Below are 17,096 nucleotides of genomic sequence, written 5' to 3'. Positions count from 1 at the left end.
ATGACCAGCCCTTTCACGCGCCCCGCCCTTGTCTGCAACAGCCAGAGCGGCAGCCACGATCCCGCCATCCACGACGCCATCGTCGAGGCCTGTCGCGCCGCCGGCACTCCGCTCGCCGCGACCTTCGCGCTCCCCGACGATGAAATTCCGGACGCCGCGGCCTTGCGCGCGCAGGATATCGACCTGCTGCTCGTCTGGACCGGCGATGGGACCATCAACGCCGCCGCGAGCAGCGCGGCGGACTGGGACGGGGCGGTGCTGCCACTCCCCGGCGGCACGCTCAACCTCTTGTCAAAGGCGCTCCACGGCGATCGGCTGGCGCCCGAGATCGTGACCGACGCACTGCGCGGCAAGGGACGGCGGCGCACCATACCGGTTATTCGCGGCGAGGGCGACGACGCCTTCATCACCATCGTCGCGGGTCCCGCGACCCGCTGGGCCGAGGTGCGCGAGACGATGCGGCAGGACGGGCTGCTCGAAGCGGCGGGCGCTGCCCCCGACGCGCTCGACGAGATGCTGAACGCCCCCGGCGTCCGCGTCGCGGGGCAGGACCAGGCCTATCCCGCGATCATCCTGACTCCGACCGAAGCGGGCGTCCGCGCCAGCGGCATCCTGACCGAGGGAACCGCCGACGTGCTGCGCCATGGCCTCGCCTGGCTCGGCGGCGATTTCCGCGACGGGCCGAGCGAAGAGATCGCGTCCGGCGAGACGATCATCCTCGAAAGCGAGACGCCGATCAGCCTCGAATATGACGGCGAGCTTCGCGAAACCCCTTCGCCCGCCCGCTTCGCGCTCGGTTCCAGCGCGGTCGACTTCATCGCGACGGCATGACCCTGCTCTTCCACATCAGCGACCTGCATTTCGGGCTCGAGGATCCGGCGGCGCTCGCCTGGCTCGCCGACTGCGTCGCGCGCGAGCGGCCGGCCGCGGTGCTGATCACCGGCGACCTGACGATGCGCGCTCGGCCCCGCGAATTCGCCGCGGCGTGCGACTGGATCGGCACGCTCGACGTCCCGGTGACGGTCGAGGTCGGCAACCACGACCTTCCCTATTTCAACCTCGTCGAGCGCTTTTTCGATCCCTATCGGCGGATTCGCGGGATCGAGGCGCTGCTGGAACGCGAGCTCGACCTGCCCGGCGTCGCGATTGTCCCGCTCAAGACCACGGCGCGCGCGCAGTGGCGGCTCGACTGGTCGAAAGGCCGGGTGACGCCGAAAGCGCTCGCGCGGACGCTCGCCGCGATCGACGGCGCGCCGCCGGGCAGCCGCATCCTCGTCACCGCGCATCATCCGCTGGTCGAGGCCGGGACGAAAGGCCGCGCGCTGACCCGCGGCGGCGCGAGGGCGCTGCGCGAACTCGCGGCGCGCGGCGTCACGGCGGTGCTGACGGGCCATGTCCACGACGCCTTCGATCTCGTCCAGTCGACCGCGGCGGGGCCCATCCGCATGATCGGCGCCGGAACCCTGTCGCGGCGCATCCGGTCGACACCGCCGAGCTTCAATGCGCTGCGCCTCGATCCCGCGACCGGTGCGCTCGACGTCAGCGTGCGCAATCTCGCCGCGGTTCCGACGCCCGACATGCAGATTCGCGACATCCCGCCCGACGCCCTGCCGCCGCGCGAACCCGGCGACCCCGTTGCACCGGTCGGCACCGTGCCCCCGGTCGATCCGCCGGTGCATTGACGCCGCGCATCTTCCCGTTAGGTTGCAAGAAAAAACGGGATGAGAGAAGATGCTGACAAAAGGCGACGATTATCCGCTGCACCAGACGAGCGAGCCGGTCGCGTTCGCGGGGACCGATCGCAATTTCTACGACCGCTATTTCTTCAACGGCTATTCGCCCGACGGGTCGGTCTTCTTTGCCGCAGCGATGGGCTTTTATCCGCAGCTCGGTATTATCGATGCCAGCTTTTGCGTCGTCGCGGACGGGGTACAGCATAATTTGCGCGCGAGCCGCCGTTCGGCGGGCGAGCGGCTCGACCTGACGGTCGGCCCGATCGCGATCCAGATCGACGCGCCGCTGGAAAGGGTGACGCTGCGCATCGCCGCCGGAAACGGCCCGCTGGCCGGCGAACTCACCTTCACGGGCCGCCATTTCCCGATCGAGGAACCGCGCTTCATCCGCCGCAACGGCACCCGCCTGTTCATGGATTATACGCGCATGACGCAGAACGGCCGCTGGTCGGGCTGGCTGTCGGTCGATGGCGAGCGCGCCGAGGTGGGCGCCGGCTGGACCGGCACCCGCGACCGGAGCTGGGGCATCCGCCCGGTAGGCGCGAGCGAGCCGCAACCGCCGCCGGAGGGCAATTTCAACCAGTTCTTCTGGCTGTGGACGCCCTGCAATTTCGAGGACCGCTCGCTCTTCTTCCACAGCAACGACGACGGCGCTGGGACGCCCTGGAACCGCCGCGCGGTGATTGTTGCCGACGGCGGAACGGAGCGGCATTTCGACGCCGCGACCTTCGCCGTCGACTGGCAAGCGGGGTCGCGGCGAATCGCGAGGATGACCGCCGACCTCGGCAGCGGCCGTGCGCTGACGCTGGAGCCCTCGGGGCCGGTTTTCGCGATGAGCGGGCTCGGCTACACCCATCCGGCGTGGGGCCACGGCCTCGATCATGGAGCCGAGCTGGCCGTCGCGCACGACAGCCTGTCGGAGGCCGAGCGTGCCTGGGGCAACCCCCTCGCGATGCACATCCAGGCACTCGTCACCGCCGAGCTCACCGATGGCGACAGCCGGCACCGCGGCATCGGCGTGCTCGAACAATTATTCGTCGGCCCGCACGCCCCGACCGGCCTTTCGGGCCTGATGGATCCCGTCCGATGAGCTTTCCGACATCGCCGGAGGCGATGACCCCGGCGTGGCTCGCGGACAAGCTCGGAGCGCCGGCCGGGACTTTGCGCGGCTTTACCTCGGCGAAGGTCGGCACCGGGCAGATGTGCGACAGCTTTCGCCTGACGCTCGACTGGGCCGAAGGTGCCGGGGCGCCCGCGACGATCATCGCCAAATGCCCGAGCCACGATGCGGCGAGCCGCCATATCGCCAAGCTGACCGGCACCTATGTCAAGGAAGTGAGCTGGTATCGTGAACTGGCAGACGACAGCGGCGTCGCCGCGCCGCTCTGTCACCATGCCGAAATCGCGGACGACGAGGTCGATTTCATCCTCCTGCTCGGAGACCTTGCGCCCGCGCGGCAGGGCGATCAACTGGCGGGGCTGGGGCTGGGCGGGCTCGCACCCTGCATCGATGCGGCGGCCGGGCTGCATGCGCTGCTGTGGAACGACGCGCGGCTCGACGCGCTGCCCTGGCTCACGCGCGACAATGGCGAAGTCATTCGCACGCTGTTTCCGCAGCTCTATCTGGGCTTTCGCGAACGCTATGCCGAGCGGCTGGAGCCCGAGGTGCTCGACCTCGGCGCCGGGATCGTCGAGCGGATGGACGCCTATCTGACCCGCCAGCCCGCCGCGCGGACGATCGTCCACGGCGACCTTCGCATCGACAATATCCTGTTCGCGCCAGACAGCGGGCGCTGCTGGCTCGTCGACTGGCAGACGCTGGGGCGCGGCAGCGGGGCGAGCGACCTCGCCTATCTGATCGGCACCAGCATCGCCGACCCCGTCGAGCGCGCTACCGCCGATCGTCCGGCGTTCGACCAGTGGAGCGCGGCGCTGCAACGGCGCGGCATCGATCCCGATCTTGCGGGGCTGTGGGACGACTACCGGATCGGCGCGCTCAGCGGTTATTTCATGGCGGTCTTCGCGTCGATGAGCGTCGAACGCACCGAGCGCGGCGACGAGATGTTCGCGGTGATGGCCGAGCGCCCGGCGCGGCAGGCGCTCGCGCTGGGGAGCCTCGACCTGATCGGGTGATCGTCAATGAAAAAGGGCGGCCCGTTGCCGGACCGCCCTCTCTTTTCCACCCGTCGGCGGAAAAAGTCTTTAGCGCTTCGAGAACTGGAAGCTGCGGCGGGCCTTCGCCTTGCCGTACTTCTTGCGCTCGACCGCGCGGCTGTCGCGGGTCAGGAAGCCGGCCGACTTCACCGCGCCGCGCAGCGCGGGTTCGAAGCGGGTCAGCGCCTGCGCGATGCCGTGCAGCACCGCGCCCGCCTGGCCCGACAGGCCGCCGCCCTTGACGGTCGCGACGATGTCGTAGCTGCCGACGCGGTCGGTCAGCCCGAACGGCTGGTTGATGACGAGGCGCAGCGTCGGACGCGCGAAATAGACTTCCTGGTCGCGGCCGTTGATCGTGATCTTGCCCGAGCCGGGCTTTAGCCACACGCGGGCGACGGCATCCTTGCGGCGGCCGGTCGCATAGGCGCGGCCCTGCTTGTCGACCTGCTTTTCGCGCAGCGGCGCAGCCGGAGTTTCGGGAGTCGCGACGGCGTCAACGGCGCCGGCGAGATCCTTGAGATCGGTCATGGTCTGTTCGTCAGCCATTATGCACCCACCTTGTTCTTGCGGTTCATCGACGCGACGTCGATCACTTCGGGGCTCTGCCCTTCGTGCGGATGTTCGCTACCCGCGAAGATGCGCAGATTGCGCATCTGCTGGCGGCCGAGCGGGCCGCGCGGGATCATGCGTTCGACGGCCTTTTCGAGCACGCGCTCAGGGAAACGGCCTTCGAGAATCTTCGCGGGGCTGGTTTCCTTGATGCCGCCGGCATAGCCGGTGTGCTTGTAATAGCGCTTGTCGGCCATCTTCTTGCCGGTGAAGGCCACTTTTTCGGCGTTGATGACGATGACATTGTCACCGCAATCGACGTGCGGGGTGAACGACGGCTTGTGCTTGCCGCGCAGGATGTTGGCGATGATCGTCGCGACGCGGCCCACGACCAGGCCGTCGGCGTCGATCAGCACCCATTTCTTTTCGACCGTCGCGGCGTTCGCCGACTGGGTCGTCTTGGTCAGCGCCTTCATGGCACGCTCCTTGAAGAGATGGACGAGGGCGATGGGATCATGATCCCGCCGCCCGAAAAAAGCCGCGCCGCCAGTCCCGAATGGACGAAGCGGCGCTTCGGAGCGGGCCAATGGCGATAAGCGGCCCGAAAGTCAAGCGATCGGCGGCTTTGCTGACGGGTATTATGATACCTTCAAAGGAAATCCAACGCGCGCACCCGCTCTTCCACCAGCGTCCGCGCGCCGCTTGCGGGGTCGGTGAGCCAGTTCTGCTGCCGCTCGTGCAGCAGCAGCCCGGTGGCGGCATCGACCGTCCACGCCGATTCGATCCGGAGCGGGCGGTCGCCGCCGGCGGCAGGGATCGTGCCCGTCCCGACGCTGGTGATCCGGCGTTGTCCGTCGTGGGTCGCGACCCTGGCATCCGCGCCGCCACGGGCCAGCGCCTCGTTCGCGGGTCCGACGAGCGCGCGAATGTCGGCGACCGCCATTTCCTCGCGCTCTTCCGCGGACAGGCTGGCGAGCATCGCCGCCGCGGCGCGCGCTTCAGGCCGCTCCGCCCGGGCGCCCAGCGCCTCGGTTCGCGCCGCCACTCGCGCCCAAAGCCCGTCGGGATCGGCCAGATCGACGCTCCGCCCGTCGGCCGAAACCAGATAGGACACCGCCTCGCCGACCAGCGGCTGGAGGACGCCGGTCAGGGCGCCGACCAACCGGGGGCGTGCGTCGGATTCGATCCTCTCGAGCGTCGCATCGAGCCGGTAGCCGCGGCCGAGCCGGTGCCATTGGAGCGCATAGACGAGCGAAAAGCTGATCAGCCCGCCCTCGCGGCTCAACCGGCGCGTCGTCACCCGATAGGTCATCGGCCGGTCGAGCGGCGGCGCGAAAGCCAGCGCACCGGCCGTCGTCTGCGCGGTCGCAGGCCGGGCGAGCGCGGCGGCGGGCGCGGCGAGCACCAGAAGCGCGCCCGCCAGCGCCCGCGCGCGCGTCATGCCGCGCGGCGCCCCAGCCGGTGCAGCGATGCCGCCGCGACCGCGACGAGGATCGCCCCGGTCACCTGATGCAGCACCGCGATCCACATCGAAACCCCGGTGATCACGGTGAGGATGCCGAGCGTCATCTGCGCCGCGACGACCAGCAGCAGCAGTCGCGCTTCGGTTCGCCCGCCGCGCCGCCAAAGCGTCCGCGCGAGCAGCAGCATCGTCAGCGCGGCGGCCCACGACCACCAGCGATGAAGGAAATGGATGAGGAAGGGATCGTTGGTGATCGCCGACCACGCACCGCCCGACCAGTCGATGCCCTCGGGCACGAAATGGTCGTTCATGAGGGGCCAGTCGCTCGCGACATAGCCGGCGTTGAGCCCAGCGGTCCAGGCGCCGAGCAGGAGCTGAACGAAGAGGATCGCGATCACCGCGACCGCCGCGCCGGTCAGCCGCGCGGAGCGCGCCGCCGGAGCGCGCGCCAGCACCGCGAGATCGCGCGCGGTCCAGACGAGGCCGCCGAGCAGGAAGAGCGCGGTCAGCAAATGGGTCGCGAGACGGAAATGGCTGACGTCGGTGCGCTGGGTGAGGCCCGAGGCGACCATCCACCAGCCGATCGCCCCCTGCAGCCCGACGAGCGCCGCGAGCGCGAACAGCCGCCAGCCATAGCCCGCCGGAACCGCGCGGCGCAGCGCATACCAGGCGAGCGGCACGAGCAGCGCCATGCCGACCAGCCGGCCGAGGATGCGGTGCAGCCATTCCCAGAAGAAGATGCCCTTGAACGCCGCGAGCGACATGCCGAGGTTGATCTCCTGATATTCGGGGATCTGCTTGTATTTCTCGAACTCGGCCAGCCATGCCGCTTCGCTGAGCGGCGGCAGCACGCCGGTCACGGGATCCCATTCGGTGATCGACAGTCCCGATTCGGTGAGGCGGGTGATGCCGCCGACCGCGACCACCGCGATCACGAGCAATGCGACGGCCCACAGCCAGCGCGCAAGCGCGGCGGGGCGGGGGTTGGCGACCTGGGTCATGGCCGCCCTATCGTCGCTTGCCGGACGATAGGCAAGGGGGCGAAGCGGGGGTGGTGACGTCGTTCGGCTTTGGGTGGGGGAGGTGGCACCCCCACCTTCGTTATGAGACCCGGGATGTCGCTGATCGACCGAAAGCCGGCGCAAGCGGGTTCGCAAAATACATAATCGCCAAAATTCATGGCCGCGACAGGCGGCCGCTGGTAACAGGCGCGCGATGCGGTGGCCGCTCTTCTTCCTGTCCGTCGGCATGCTAGCGGTTCCCGCCGGCGCGCGCAGCCCGTCCGACATCGCCGACTTCGCGGCGCAGGAGGCACGGCTGGCGACGGTTTCGCATCGCCTGACCACCGCGGGGGCGCGCTGGTGTCCCGACACCATGCCCCAGCCCGGCTGGATGCTCGAGGACCGGCGGCGGTTCGACGCGGGCGACTGGAACGCGGCGCGGCAGGTCTATGACGCGACGAGCGATGGCCCCTTCATCGCCGCCGTTGCGCCGGGATCGCCCGCCGATCGCGCCGGCCTGGCGCGCGGAGTTTCGATCGCCGCGATCAACGGTGAGCCCGTGCCGACGCTCGGCGATGCGCCGACGATCCGGATCGATGCGACGATCGTGATGCTCGCGGCGCTCGATCCGGCCGCGCCGCTGACCGTGACCGACGGCGCCGGTCGCACCTATCGGCTCGATGCCGCGTCGGGGTGCGCCAGCGCTTTCCGCATCGAGCGCAAGGGAGCGCAAGCGGCCGCGAACGGAACGCTGGTGCGCCTTCGCTTCGAGCTGGCGCGCGAAGTCGTAGACGAGGCCGAGTTCGCGGCCGTGATCGCGCACGAGCTCGCGCACAATATCCTGCGGCATCACGACCGGCTGGCGGCCGCCGGGAACCGCTCGGCGCGCCTCGTCCGCGCGACCGAGCTCGAGGCCGACCGGCTGTCGGTGTGGCTGATGGCCGATGCGGGCTACGACCCCGCGGCCGCGGTTCGCTTCTGGAACCGGCACAAGCGGCCGCTGATCCGCGCCGCGACCCACCCGCCGCGCAGCGAACGGATCGCCGCCATAGAAGATGAAATGGCGGCGATGGCCGCCGCGCGCGCCGCCGATCCCGGCGCACGGCCGCCGCTGGTCGTGGCGCCGCCGCCCTTGGAATAGCGGCGCGCGCGCCTATCTTGGAGGCCTGCCCTCCCCTTTCGCGAAGGATCGACGCCATGACCAAAGAGACCGCCATTTTCGCCGGGGGCTGCTTCTGGTGTACCGAGGCGGTGTTCCAGTCGCTCGCGGGCGTCGAGAGCGTCGAAAGCGGCTATACGGGCGGCCACGCCGCCAACCCGACCTACAAGCAGGTTTGCGGCGGCGATACCGGGCATGCCGAGGCGATCCGCATCGGCTATGATCCGGCGGTCATTTCCTACGGCGATTTGCTCGACGTCTTTTTCGCGACGCACGATCCGACGCAGCTCAACCGCCAGGGCAACGACGTCGGCACGCAATATCGCAGCGCGATCTTCCCACTCGGCGACGCGCAGGAAGCCGCGGCACGCGCCGGAATCGCGCGCGCGCAGGGCGACCGCGCCGAACCGATCGTGACCGCGATCGAGCCGCTGTCGGACTGGTATCCGGCCGAGGATTATCATCAGGCCTATTGGGACGGCGAAGGCCAGCGCAATCCCTATTGCCTCGCCACCATTCCGCCGAAGCTCGCCAAGCTGCGCAAGGGCTTCGCCGACCGGCTGCGCAGCGACGAGGCGGCGTCATCCTGACGGCCGCGGGCGGGCCGCAGTGTTGCATATTGGCCGCATGACGTCACTTTTCCTTGACTTTCAGACGGTTTGGACTAGCGGACGCGACCTTGTTGGGGCAGCTTGATCCCCGGAGCGAGGTAGGGATCGCCAGAGCCTGATGTTGGCGTCGTTATTCCTGATCGGGGCGGTGTTCGCGACGCCGCAGATGTCGGTTCAGGCCGCAAGCCAGACGATCGTCGAAAATAGCAGCGACGGAATGACCCGCGCCGTGAACCGGATGCTCGGCGGAATCATCACCTATGTCCGCTGGCCCGACGGGCGCGCCGCCGCGCCGCGCACGATGTGCCTGGTCGGCACGCCGCGCCTGACCGCCTCGATCGCGCCCGATATTCCGGGAGAGCGCCGGGTCATAGTGCGCCGGACCACCGCGGGCGGGGCGATGACCGGCGGCGGGTGCGACATCCTGTTCCTCGGCCGGATGCCGGGCGACGAGCGCCGGCGCCTGATCGAATGGGTTCGCGGAGAGCCGACGCTGACGATCACCGACGACGATCCGGCCTGCCGCACCGGCGCGATGTTCTGCCTCGCCCGCAAACCAGCCGGGCTCAGCTTTTCGGTCAATCTCGACGCGATCGGCCGCGGGCCGCTCCGCGTCGATCCGCGCGTCCTCAAGATCGGCGGCGCCGACGGAGGCGCATCATGACCGACCGGGTTCCGCGTCGCACCACGCTGCAAAAGCTGCTTTCGCGCTTCCATTTCGGCATCACCCTGTTCGCGGTGGCGCTGTCGGGCATCACCATCCTCCTCGCAGGGATCACCGCGATGCGCGGCTATGCCGACCGCAATATCGAGCTGGCGGCCCAGCTCGGCGCCTATGGCGTCGAGCCCGCGCTGGTCTTTAACGACCCGCAGGCGGCGCGCGAGGGGTTGAAGCCGCTGATGAAAATTCCCGGCATCGCCCATCTTCGCGTGCTCGACGACCGCGGGCATCCTCTTGTCGAATGGAGGTCGCCGATCGAGGATCCGGCTCCGGTCCTGACGCGCATCTTCTTTCCCGAACCCTTTGCGATGACGGTGCGCCGCAACGGATCGGCGATCGGCACGATCGAGGTCTGGGGCGATTCGACGACGCTGACCGACTATGTCCGCATCGGAATGCTCGCCGGGCTCGCCTGTCTTCTCATCACCGCGCTCGGCACCATCGCCCTCGCGCGCCGGTTCGAATATGAGCTGGTCAAGCCGCTCAACGAAATCGCCACCGTCGCGCACGATGTGCGCCTCCACCGCCGGTTCGACAAGCGGGTGACGAGCCTCAGCATCGCCGAACTCGACCGGCTGGGCGGCGACATCAACGCGCTGCTCGACGAGCTGGAGGGCTGGCAGGGGCATATGGAGGACGAACGGGCGGTGCTCGCCCATCGCGCGGCGCACGATCCGCTGACGACGATGCCCAACCGCTCGGCCTTCGACGAGCAGTTGAAGTGCCGCCTCGAAGCGGCGGCGCAGCAGCATCATCGCTTCGCGCTGCTGTTCATCGACGTCGACAATTTCAAGGCGGTGAACGACGGGTTCGGCCATGCCGCGGGCGACGCGGTGCTGGTCGCGATGGCGACGCAGATCAAGGCGGTGTTGCGCTCGGGCGATTTCGCGGCGCGGATCGGCGGCGACGAATTCGTCGTGATCATCGACCCCATCGATCCCACTGTCCTTCCCGCGGCGCTCGTCGAACGGATCCGTGCCAGCGTCGCCGAACCGATCGCGCTTCCGGGCGGCCAGCACCATGGCACCGCGATCAGCGTCGGCGCGGCGCTCTATCCCGATGACGGCCGCGACGCCGCGGCGCTGCTGACCGCCGCCGATGCCGCCATGTATGCCGACAAGCTCCGTCATCGTTCGTAAGACACAAGGACATGCCGTGACCCACCCCCTCCAGTCGATCCGCCTTCTTCTCCTGACCGCCCTCGCCGCGCTGCTCGCGGCCTGCCAAAGCGTGCCGCCGCCGACCGGATTCAGCCCGGCGCAAATCGCGGTGCTGCAATCGGAGGGTTTCATCGAGACCGATACGGGCTGGGAACTGACGCTCAACGAGCGGCTGCTCTTTCCGAGCGACGAAAGCCGCCTGCAGCCGGGTCAGGAGGAGCGCATCGCGACCCTCGCGCGCCATCTGCTTTCGGTCGGCATCGCCACCGCGCGCGTCGAGGGACACAGCGATTCGACAGGCACCAGCGCTTATAATCTGAAACTGTCGCAGGCGCGCGCCGAAGCGGTCGCCGCGCCGATGCAGGCCAGCGGCATGCGCTTCACCCCCGACCAGGTCGTCGGCCGCGGCGAGGCGGACCCCCTGTCGAACAACGCGACGGCCGTGGGGCGGCAGGACAACCGACGCGTCGTCGTGATCGTGACCCCCGCCTGAATCCGAAGCGGACGGCCGCTCGTCCGCCTATTTTGCGGCGGCGCGCTTGCGGTCTTCGGCCGCCATGAAGGCGAGCAGCGCCTCGGGGATTTCCTTTTCCATCCGCGCCATCGCCTCGGCCGAGGGTTCGCGGTTCGCCCATTGCCGGTCAATCTCGTTGCGCTGCGACGACAGGCGGGCCATCTTGCGGCCGGTCGGAGTCAGACCGAACCGGATAACCGCCGCCCTGTGCGAAGCCGAAAGCCGGTCGAGCCCCGCCACCGCGGCGTCCTGCTTGTCCTTGGTGATCGCATCCTGGCTGATCGTGAAATCGGTCCCGGGGGTCGAAATCTGATCGACGATCTCCTTGGTCATCGAGTTGTAATCGGCGGCGCCCGATACCGAGGAGACGAGCGCCTGGCCGGCGGGCGAGCTCCAGAAGGTGAACAGTTCGCCGATCTCCGCCAGGGTGAAGTTGGACGCGAAGAAGCCGGCCGTGGCTTCGTTGTAGGCGGGCAGCGTGCGCGTGAGCTCTTCGGCCATGATCGGCCGGATCGACTCCACGAAAACGCGGTCGGCGCCCGGATATTCCTGTCCCAGCGCCATCAGCGACGGATCGGTGGCGAAGGCCTGCCGCGCCATGTTGCGGAGCAGGGCGTCGAGCTGTTCCTCGACCCGGTTCGTCGCGTTGACGAGCTGCGCAAGATCGCGCGCTGCGGTCATCCGCATATCGGCGGGCGCCGACGTCGTCTGGGCGTGAAGCGGCGCTCCCGCGGCCCCCGCCCCCGCGAAGGCCGTGGCGGCGAGAAAGGCAAAGATCGGTCCGCGCATATATCCCCCTTTTCGGCAGGCCCTCGCTACGGGCCCGCGCCCATCCTGCCTTGCGCAGATCGCTCGCGCGCGCAATCGCCTTTTTGGGCTTCTTCCCTTGGGGGGCGTTCGCCGCTAAGTCGCTGGGCCATGAAACCGATCCGCAAAGCCGTCTTTCCCGTCGCCGGCCTCGGCACGCGCTTTCTGCCCGCGACCAAGGCGATCCCGAAGGAGATGCTGCCGGTGGTCGACCGGCCGCTCATCCAATATGCCGTCGACGAGGCGCGTGAGGCGGGGATCGAGCAGATGATCTTCGTCACCGGGCGCGGCAAGAGCGCGATCGAGGATCATTTCGACATCGCCTTCGAGCTCGAGAAGACGATGTCGGAGCGCGGCAAGGATCTGTCGGTGCTCGAACCGACGCGGCTCGGCCCCGGCAACTGCGCCTATGTCCGCCAGCAGGAACCGCTCGGGCTTGGCCACGCCATCTGGTGCGCGCGCGACATCGTCGGCGACGAGCCCTTCGCCATCTTCCTGCCCGACGAGTTCATGCACGGCAGCCCCGGCTGCATGAAGCAGATGGTCGAGGCCTATGCCCGCGTCGGCGGCAATCTGATCTCGGTGCTCGAAGTGCCGCACGAACAGGTGTCGTCCTATGGCGTGATCGCCCCCGGCCGGCGCGACGGCGCGCTCACCGAGGTCACCGGCCTCGTCGAAAAGCCGAAGGTCGAGGCGGCGCCGTCGAACCTGATCATCTCGGGCCGCTATATCCTGCAGCCCGAGGTGATGCGCGTGCTCGCCGACCAGGAAAAGGGCGCGGGCGGCGAAATCCAGCTGACCGACGCGATGGCGGCGATGATCGGGACGCAGCCCTTCCACGCGGTGACCTTTGCCGGCGCGCGCTATGACTGCGGGTCGAAGGCCGGCTATATCCAGGCCAACCTCGCCATCGCGCTCGAACGTCCCGACATGGCCGACGACGTCCGCGCCTTCGCGGTCGACCTGCTCAAATGATAATGGTGCCGGCCGGGACGAACCCGGCCGGCGCCATCCCCCTTATTCGCCCTCGATATTGGGTTTCGGGAAGCTGTCGGCGCCGACCGTGCGATAGAGCCAGCCGCCGACCGCGCCGCCGATCAGCGGCGCGACCCAGAAAAGCCAGAGCTGGTGGAGCGCGAGGCCGCCGACGACCAGCGCCGGGCCGGTGCTGCGCGCCGGATTGACCGAGGTGTTGGTCACGGGAATCGCGATCAGGTGGATCAGCGTCAGCGCGAGGCCGATCGCGAGCGGGGCGAAGCCCGCGGGCGCGCGGCCGTCGGTCGACCCCATGATGATCCACAGGAAGAAGGCGGTGAGCACGATCTCGATGATCAGACCCGACCAGAGGTCGAAGCCGCCGGGCGATCCTTCGCCGAAGCCGTTGGCGGCGAGGCCGTTGGTCGCGAGATCATAGCCTGGATTGCCGCTGGCGATATAGAAGAGCAGGAAGGCGGCGACGATCGCGCCGAGCACCTGCGCGACGACATAGAGCGGAATGTCGCGCGCGTCGAAGCGCCCGCCCGCCCAGAGCCCGACGGTGACCGCGGGGTTGAGGTGACATCCCGAAATATGGCCGATCGCATAGGCCATGGTGACGACCGTCAAACCGAAGGCGAGCGCCACGCCGAGGAAGCCGATGCCGAGATCGGGAAAGGCCGCCGCCAGCACCGCGCTGCCGCAGCCGCCGAAGACAAGCCAGAAGGTGCCGATAAATTCGGCCAAGCCCTTTTGCATGTTGTTCATATGACCCTCTCCTCCCGCCGGACGGTCACGTGCGCCGCCGGCGCGGGATGCAGTCTATCAGCACGGCGCCGCACGGCAAGTCTTTGTAACAACTATGGCTTCGAGCGCGCGAACCCGCCCCGCGAGTCGATCAGGCGGCGGCGACCGCATCGACGAAGCGGCCCGCGCGCTGGTGAAGCGCCTCGGCGAGCTTCGTCAGTCCCGACGACAGCTGGCCAAGCGATTCGGCATCCGCGCCGACCGCCGACGCGCCGTGGCTGATGCCGTGCGCGCGCATGTCGATCTCGCGCCCCGCCGCCACGGCCTGTTCCACATAGCTGGCGATCGTCAGCGTCGTCGCGCTCTGCCCGTCGACCGCCTGCTCGATCGCGTCCGAAAAGCCGTTGTTGGCGTCGATCGCCTTCTCGACCTCGCGGAAGCCTTCGGTCACCTGGCCGATGACGTCGCGGATCCGGTCGACATATTGCGTGATGTCGCTCGCCGCCGACCGGGTCTGGCCCGCGAGCTGCTTGACCTCCGACGCGACCACCGCAAAGCCGCGGCCCGCGTCACCGGCGCGCGCCGCCTCGATCCCCGCGTTGAGCGCCAGCATGTTCGTCCGGCCGGCCATGTCGATGATCAATGCCAGCATATGCTCGATCGCCTGGCTCGCGGCCTGGAGCGCCGCGGCACGGTCGCCCGCTTCGACGATCGTCCGGTGCGCCTCGTGGCGCGCGGCACGGGCGAGGCGGCCGTCGTCGACGATCCGCGCCATCGCCGCGGCGAGCGCGTGTCCGCGGTCGCCGAGTTCGTGGAGCCCCGCCAGCGTCTGCGCGGTCGCGCCGGCGACCGAAACCGCATCGAGCCCGGTCTGCCGGGCGCGATCCGACAAGGCATGCGCGACCGTTTCGGCCTCGCGCGCCATGTCGGAAAGGCTCGCGGTCCAGGCGGCGACGTCCTGCTGGAAACGGCGTCCGGCGTCGTCGACCCGGCTCGCCCGCGCCGCGCGCTCGTGCGCCAGCTCGACCTCGCGCAGCATCGCCAGCCGCGCAAGCTGGCCGCTGTCGAGCGTCTCGACGAAACGGCCATCGCGCACCAGGACGAGCCCCTCGTGCCCCGCCGCGCGCGACACGATGCGAAGCAGGTCGGCGGTCGATTCATCGACGCCGGCGGTCAGGCAGGGTTCGATCATCATCGCGATCGATCCCCCGATCGTCGGATTCTGCATCAGCGAGAACCAATAGGGGCAGAAGAGCAGTTCGCGCACGCGCTGTTCGCGGATGATCCCCACCGGCCGCCCCGCGGCATCGAGGACCGCGAGCAGGCGCAGCTGTGCGTTGGCGCGAAAAATATCGATAACCTCGGACAATTGCGCGTCGTCCGGGACCGCGACCGCATGGCCGGCCGAGGGCGCAAGAACGAAGTCGAGGTTTTTCATCATGGTTCCATCAGGTTGCGAGGCGGGTTGCGCTCGCGGCCTAATGGCAGCTGGTAAACACGGCTTTAACCATTTGTTTCAAGGATATGACAGCCGACGGACAAGCGCCGCCTTCCATCGCAATATGCTGTTCACATTGATACGCCTATGCCAGGGAAAGATGGCCGACCGCCGAGGAGGACGAGAGATGCGCATCCTGATCATCGCCGCATTGACGGCGCCGCTGCTGACCGGATGCGTCAGCGCGGTGAAGACCGTCGTCACCGCGCCGGTCAAGGCCGTCGGCAAGGTCGCCGACTGGTCGACCACCAGCCAGGAAGAATCCGACCGCAATCGCGGCCGCGCGATGCGCGAGCGCGAGGCGAAGCTGGGCAAGCTGTCGCGCCAGCGCGACAAGGCGACCGAGAAATGCCGCGCCGGGCGGGAGGACCAGTGCCAGCGCGCCGAGGTCCTGGACCACGAGATCGAAGCGGTGATGGCGGAGCCGATCTGAAGGGGCGGCTTGCGGCCGGTAGGGGACATGCCTTCTCCCCTCCCTTCTAGGGAGGGGCTGGGGGTGGGTGGCCGCCGAAGGCGGCGTTCTTTGTAGGCTCGCTCCGCTCGCGCACCCACCCCTAACCCCTCCCTAAAAGGGAGGGGAATGACTCAAATCCACCCCAAAGCCGAAATCACCGCACCCGCCGGCCCGTCCACACCACGCGGCCGACAAGGCGCACCGCGGTCATCGGCAGGTCGTTCCAGCTGGGATATTGCGGGTTGTCGCTGATCACCGACAGCCGCCCCTGCCCCGGCGCGCGCGCAACGCGCTTCACCATCAGCCCGTCGTCCATGCGCAGCACGTAGATGCCGTCGCGCAGCCGCCCGGCGGCGTCGCTGCCGTCGACCAATATGTCGTCGCCGTCGTTCAGGGTCGGCGCCATCGAATCGCCCGCGACGCGGATGATGCTGAGCGCGCGCGGATCGGCGCCGAGGCCGCGCAGCCAGCGGGGGTCGAACGCCAGTTCGCCCTCGACGGGTTCGCCGTCGATGCTCGCCCCCGCGCCCGCCGAGGCGCCGATCGCGAGCTTCGGAACCAGCACCATGCCGGGCCCGCGGACGCGGTTCGCCGCCGCGACGCGCGGCGCGGGGCCGCCGAGCATCGATTCCGCCACGCCGAGATAGGCAGCGATGCGCGCGCGGTCCTCCTCGGCAAGCCGCCGCGGCGAGCCGCGCTTGATATATTGCTGGATATAGGCCGGGTTGCGCCCGATGCGCGCCGACAGCTGGGCATAGTCGATGCCCTTTTCCCGCAACAGGCGGTCGAGCGCGGCGCGCGGATCGTCGACGAAATCTGACACGGGATCGGTCCTTCCTATTTCGCTTATAGCGATAGGATTTTTCCTAGACAAGTAGGAAATCGTGGCTCAGATAGGAAATATCCTATCGGGCGAGTCGCCCATCACGCGAACCATGGGAGAAGACAATGGAGCGTAGCCTGCTGCAACGGATCAACGCCTTTCTGAAGGAAAGCGAGATGCCCCCGAGCGTCTTCGGCCGCCATGCGGTGCGCGACCCGCGGTTCGTCAGCGATCTGCGCGGCGGCCGCATTCCGGGCGGCCAAATCACGAGACGTGCGGAACATTTCATGAACAAATGGCAGGCCGATCATCATGCGGGCCGGGTAGCGCCGAGCGGCGACCGCCGCGTCCGGGTGGCCCGCAAGACCGAGGCGGGAGCCCTGCAATGAAGATCTGGTCGCCCGCCGTTCCGCCGCGCCCCGGCTGTCTGCACCGCAGGCTGCGCCGTCTGCTCGCGCGCGAGCTGCCGCACGGCCTGTCGCTCGGCCCTTCGACGTTGCGCCCCTGGGCGAGCGCCAATTTCGTCGGCGCGCGCCACCTTTTCCCTTGCGCCTTCGCGGTCGGCGAGGCGGAGCCGTTGCGCGCGGCCTTGCAGGCGCGACTGGAGGGTGCCGAATGGCACCTGCCCGGCCACATCGTCGCCGATACGGCGGTGGAGGTCGCGGGCGAAGCCAGCGAGCTGCGGATCGAGATCTTAACGGTCGAGGACTGAGCCTCTTGCCGCGCGT

General features: G+C 68.8%; 21 protein-coding genes. 13 read left to right on the top strand and 8 right to left on the bottom strand.

Annotated elements, in window-relative coordinates:
- From CD928_RS18470 to CD928_RS18455, 4 genes are read left to right on the top strand one after another with little or no spacing between them, the layout of a single operon-like run.
- The gene (locus CD928_RS18470) at positions 1-831 is read left to right on the top strand and encodes a diacylglycerol kinase family protein (protein WP_095388549.1); all 831 of its coding nucleotides are present in this window, start codon (positions 1-3) and stop codon (positions 829-831) included.
- The gene (locus tag CD928_RS18465; protein ID WP_095388548.1) at positions 828-1,682 is read left to right on the top strand and encodes a metallophosphoesterase; all 855 of its coding nucleotides are present in this window, start codon (positions 828-830) and stop codon (positions 1,680-1,682) included. Before CD928_RS18470 ends, CD928_RS18465 begins: the two co-directional genes overlap by 4 nt.
- 49 nt (positions 1,683-1,731) lie before the next feature.
- Complete coding sequence (locus tag CD928_RS18460; RefSeq protein WP_095388547.1) at positions 1,732-2,823, top strand: hypothetical protein; 1,092 nt, start codon at positions 1,732-1,734, stop codon at positions 2,821-2,823.
- Positions 2,820-3,866: an aminoglycoside phosphotransferase family protein gene (locus CD928_RS18455; protein WP_095388546.1), complete on the top strand. Its 1,047-nt coding sequence runs from the start codon at positions 2,820-2,822 to the stop codon at positions 3,864-3,866. The genes CD928_RS18460 and CD928_RS18455 overlap by 4 nt, the downstream gene beginning before the upstream one ends.
- Before the next feature lie 69 nt (positions 3,867-3,935).
- Here CD928_RS18455 and rpsI read toward each other — a convergent pair whose 3' ends face one another.
- The 4 genes from rpsI to CD928_RS18435 form a co-directional block, all read right to left on the bottom strand.
- The gene (gene rpsI / locus CD928_RS18450; RefSeq protein ID WP_095388545.1) at positions 3,936-4,433 is read right to left on the bottom strand and encodes a 30S ribosomal protein S9; all 498 of its coding nucleotides are present in this window, start codon (positions 4,431-4,433) and stop codon (positions 3,936-3,938) included.
- The gene (gene rplM / locus CD928_RS18445) at positions 4,433-4,912 is read right to left on the bottom strand and encodes a 50S ribosomal protein L13 (RefSeq protein WP_095388544.1); all 480 of its coding nucleotides are present in this window, start codon (positions 4,910-4,912) and stop codon (positions 4,433-4,435) included. Before rplM ends, rpsI begins: the two co-directional genes overlap by 1 nt.
- A 173-nt stretch (positions 4,913-5,085) precedes the next feature.
- Positions 5,086-5,877: a hypothetical protein gene (locus tag CD928_RS18440; RefSeq protein WP_095388543.1), complete on the bottom strand. Its 792-nt coding sequence runs from the start codon at positions 5,875-5,877 to the stop codon at positions 5,086-5,088.
- Positions 5,874-6,899 carry a COX15/CtaA family protein gene (locus CD928_RS18435; RefSeq protein ID WP_095388542.1) on the bottom strand — a complete coding sequence of 342 codons (1,026 nt, stop codon included), beginning with the start codon at positions 6,897-6,899 and terminating at the stop codon, positions 5,874-5,876. The genes CD928_RS18440 and CD928_RS18435 overlap by 4 nt, the downstream gene beginning before the upstream one ends.
- A gap of 214 nt (positions 6,900-7,113) precedes the next feature.
- Here CD928_RS18435 and CD928_RS18430 point away from each other — a divergent pair, with 214 nt between their 5' ends.
- The 5 genes from CD928_RS18430 (at position 7,114) to CD928_RS18410 (ending at position 11,043) form a co-directional block, all read left to right on the top strand.
- Positions 7,114-8,040 carry a M48 family metalloprotease gene (locus CD928_RS18430; protein ID WP_095388541.1) on the top strand — a complete coding sequence of 309 codons (927 nt, stop codon included), beginning with the start codon at positions 7,114-7,116 and terminating at the stop codon, positions 8,038-8,040.
- 56 nt (positions 8,041-8,096) lie between these two features.
- Positions 8,097-8,648 (top strand): peptide-methionine (S)-S-oxide reductase MsrA, encoded by a 552-nt coding sequence (msrA, locus tag CD928_RS18425; protein ID WP_095388540.1) that lies wholly within the window; start codon positions 8,097-8,099, stop codon positions 8,646-8,648.
- A 139-nt stretch (positions 8,649-8,787) separates the two neighbouring features.
- The gene (locus CD928_RS18420; protein ID WP_095388539.1) at positions 8,788-9,333 is read left to right on the top strand and encodes a YfiR family protein; all 546 of its coding nucleotides are present in this window, start codon (positions 8,788-8,790) and stop codon (positions 9,331-9,333) included.
- Positions 9,330-10,529, top strand: coding sequence for a diguanylate cyclase (locus CD928_RS18415; RefSeq protein WP_095388538.1), 1,200 nt, complete (start codon positions 9,330-9,332; stop codon positions 10,527-10,529). The genes CD928_RS18420 and CD928_RS18415 overlap by 4 nt, the downstream gene beginning before the upstream one ends.
- A 16-nt stretch (positions 10,530-10,545) precedes the next feature.
- Positions 10,546-11,043: an OmpA family protein gene (locus tag CD928_RS18410; RefSeq protein ID WP_095388537.1), complete on the top strand. Its 498-nt coding sequence runs from the start codon at positions 10,546-10,548 to the stop codon at positions 11,041-11,043.
- 27 nt (positions 11,044-11,070) lie between these two features.
- On the opposite strand, the gene CD928_RS18405 is transcribed toward CD928_RS18410, so the two are convergent.
- Complete coding sequence (locus tag CD928_RS18405; RefSeq protein WP_095388536.1) at positions 11,071-11,853, bottom strand: DUF2059 domain-containing protein; 783 nt, start codon at positions 11,851-11,853, stop codon at positions 11,071-11,073.
- Positions 11,854-11,982: 129 nt separating this feature from the next.
- Here CD928_RS18405 and galU point away from each other — a divergent pair, with 129 nt between their 5' ends.
- Entirely contained in the window at positions 11,983-12,846 is an 864-nt protein-coding gene (gene galU, locus CD928_RS18400) for a UTP--glucose-1-phosphate uridylyltransferase GalU (protein WP_095388535.1), read from the top strand.
- 42 nt (positions 12,847-12,888) lie between these two features.
- Here galU and aqpZ read toward each other — a convergent pair whose 3' ends face one another.
- Positions 12,889-13,614, bottom strand: coding sequence for an aquaporin Z (aqpZ, locus tag CD928_RS18395; RefSeq protein WP_095388534.1), 726 nt, complete (start codon positions 13,612-13,614; stop codon positions 12,889-12,891).
- Positions 13,615-13,744: 130 nt separating this feature from the next.
- The gene (locus CD928_RS18390) at positions 13,745-15,031 is read right to left on the bottom strand and encodes a methyl-accepting chemotaxis protein (protein ID WP_095388688.1); all 1,287 of its coding nucleotides are present in this window, start codon (positions 15,029-15,031) and stop codon (positions 13,745-13,747) included.
- Between the two features lie 187 nt (positions 15,032-15,218).
- Here CD928_RS18390 and CD928_RS18385 point away from each other — a divergent pair, with 187 nt between their 5' ends.
- Entirely contained in the window at positions 15,219-15,524 is a 306-nt protein-coding gene (locus CD928_RS18385; protein ID WP_095388533.1) for a hypothetical protein, read from the top strand.
- 175 nt (positions 15,525-15,699) lie between these two features.
- Here the strand turns inward: CD928_RS18385 and CD928_RS18380 are convergent, their stop codons facing one another.
- The gene (locus tag CD928_RS18380) at positions 15,700-16,368 is read right to left on the bottom strand and encodes a LexA family transcriptional regulator (RefSeq protein WP_095388532.1); all 669 of its coding nucleotides are present in this window, start codon (positions 16,366-16,368) and stop codon (positions 15,700-15,702) included.
- Between the two features lie 125 nt (positions 16,369-16,493).
- Between CD928_RS18380 and CD928_RS18375 the strand changes: the two genes are divergently transcribed.
- Both CD928_RS18375 and CD928_RS18370 read left to right on the top strand, forming a co-directional pair.
- Positions 16,494-16,757, top strand: coding sequence for a hypothetical protein (locus CD928_RS18375; protein WP_095388531.1), 264 nt, complete (start codon positions 16,494-16,496; stop codon positions 16,755-16,757).
- Positions 16,754-17,080, top strand: a complete 327-nt coding sequence (locus tag CD928_RS18370; RefSeq protein ID WP_255247241.1) for a hypothetical protein — start codon at positions 16,754-16,756, stop codon at positions 17,078-17,080. Before CD928_RS18375 ends, CD928_RS18370 begins: the two co-directional genes overlap by 4 nt.
- The last annotated feature ends 16 nt before the right edge of the window (positions 17,081-17,096 follow it).

The sequence above is a fragment of the Sphingopyxis sp. GW247-27LB genome, from assembly GCF_002277025.1.
In the GTDB taxonomy this organism is placed as follows: Bacteria; Pseudomonadota; Alphaproteobacteria; order Sphingomonadales; family Sphingomonadaceae; genus Sphingopyxis.
The sequence above is the reverse complement of the archived record's forward strand: the minus strand, read 5'-3'. Positions and strand labels throughout refer to the sequence as shown.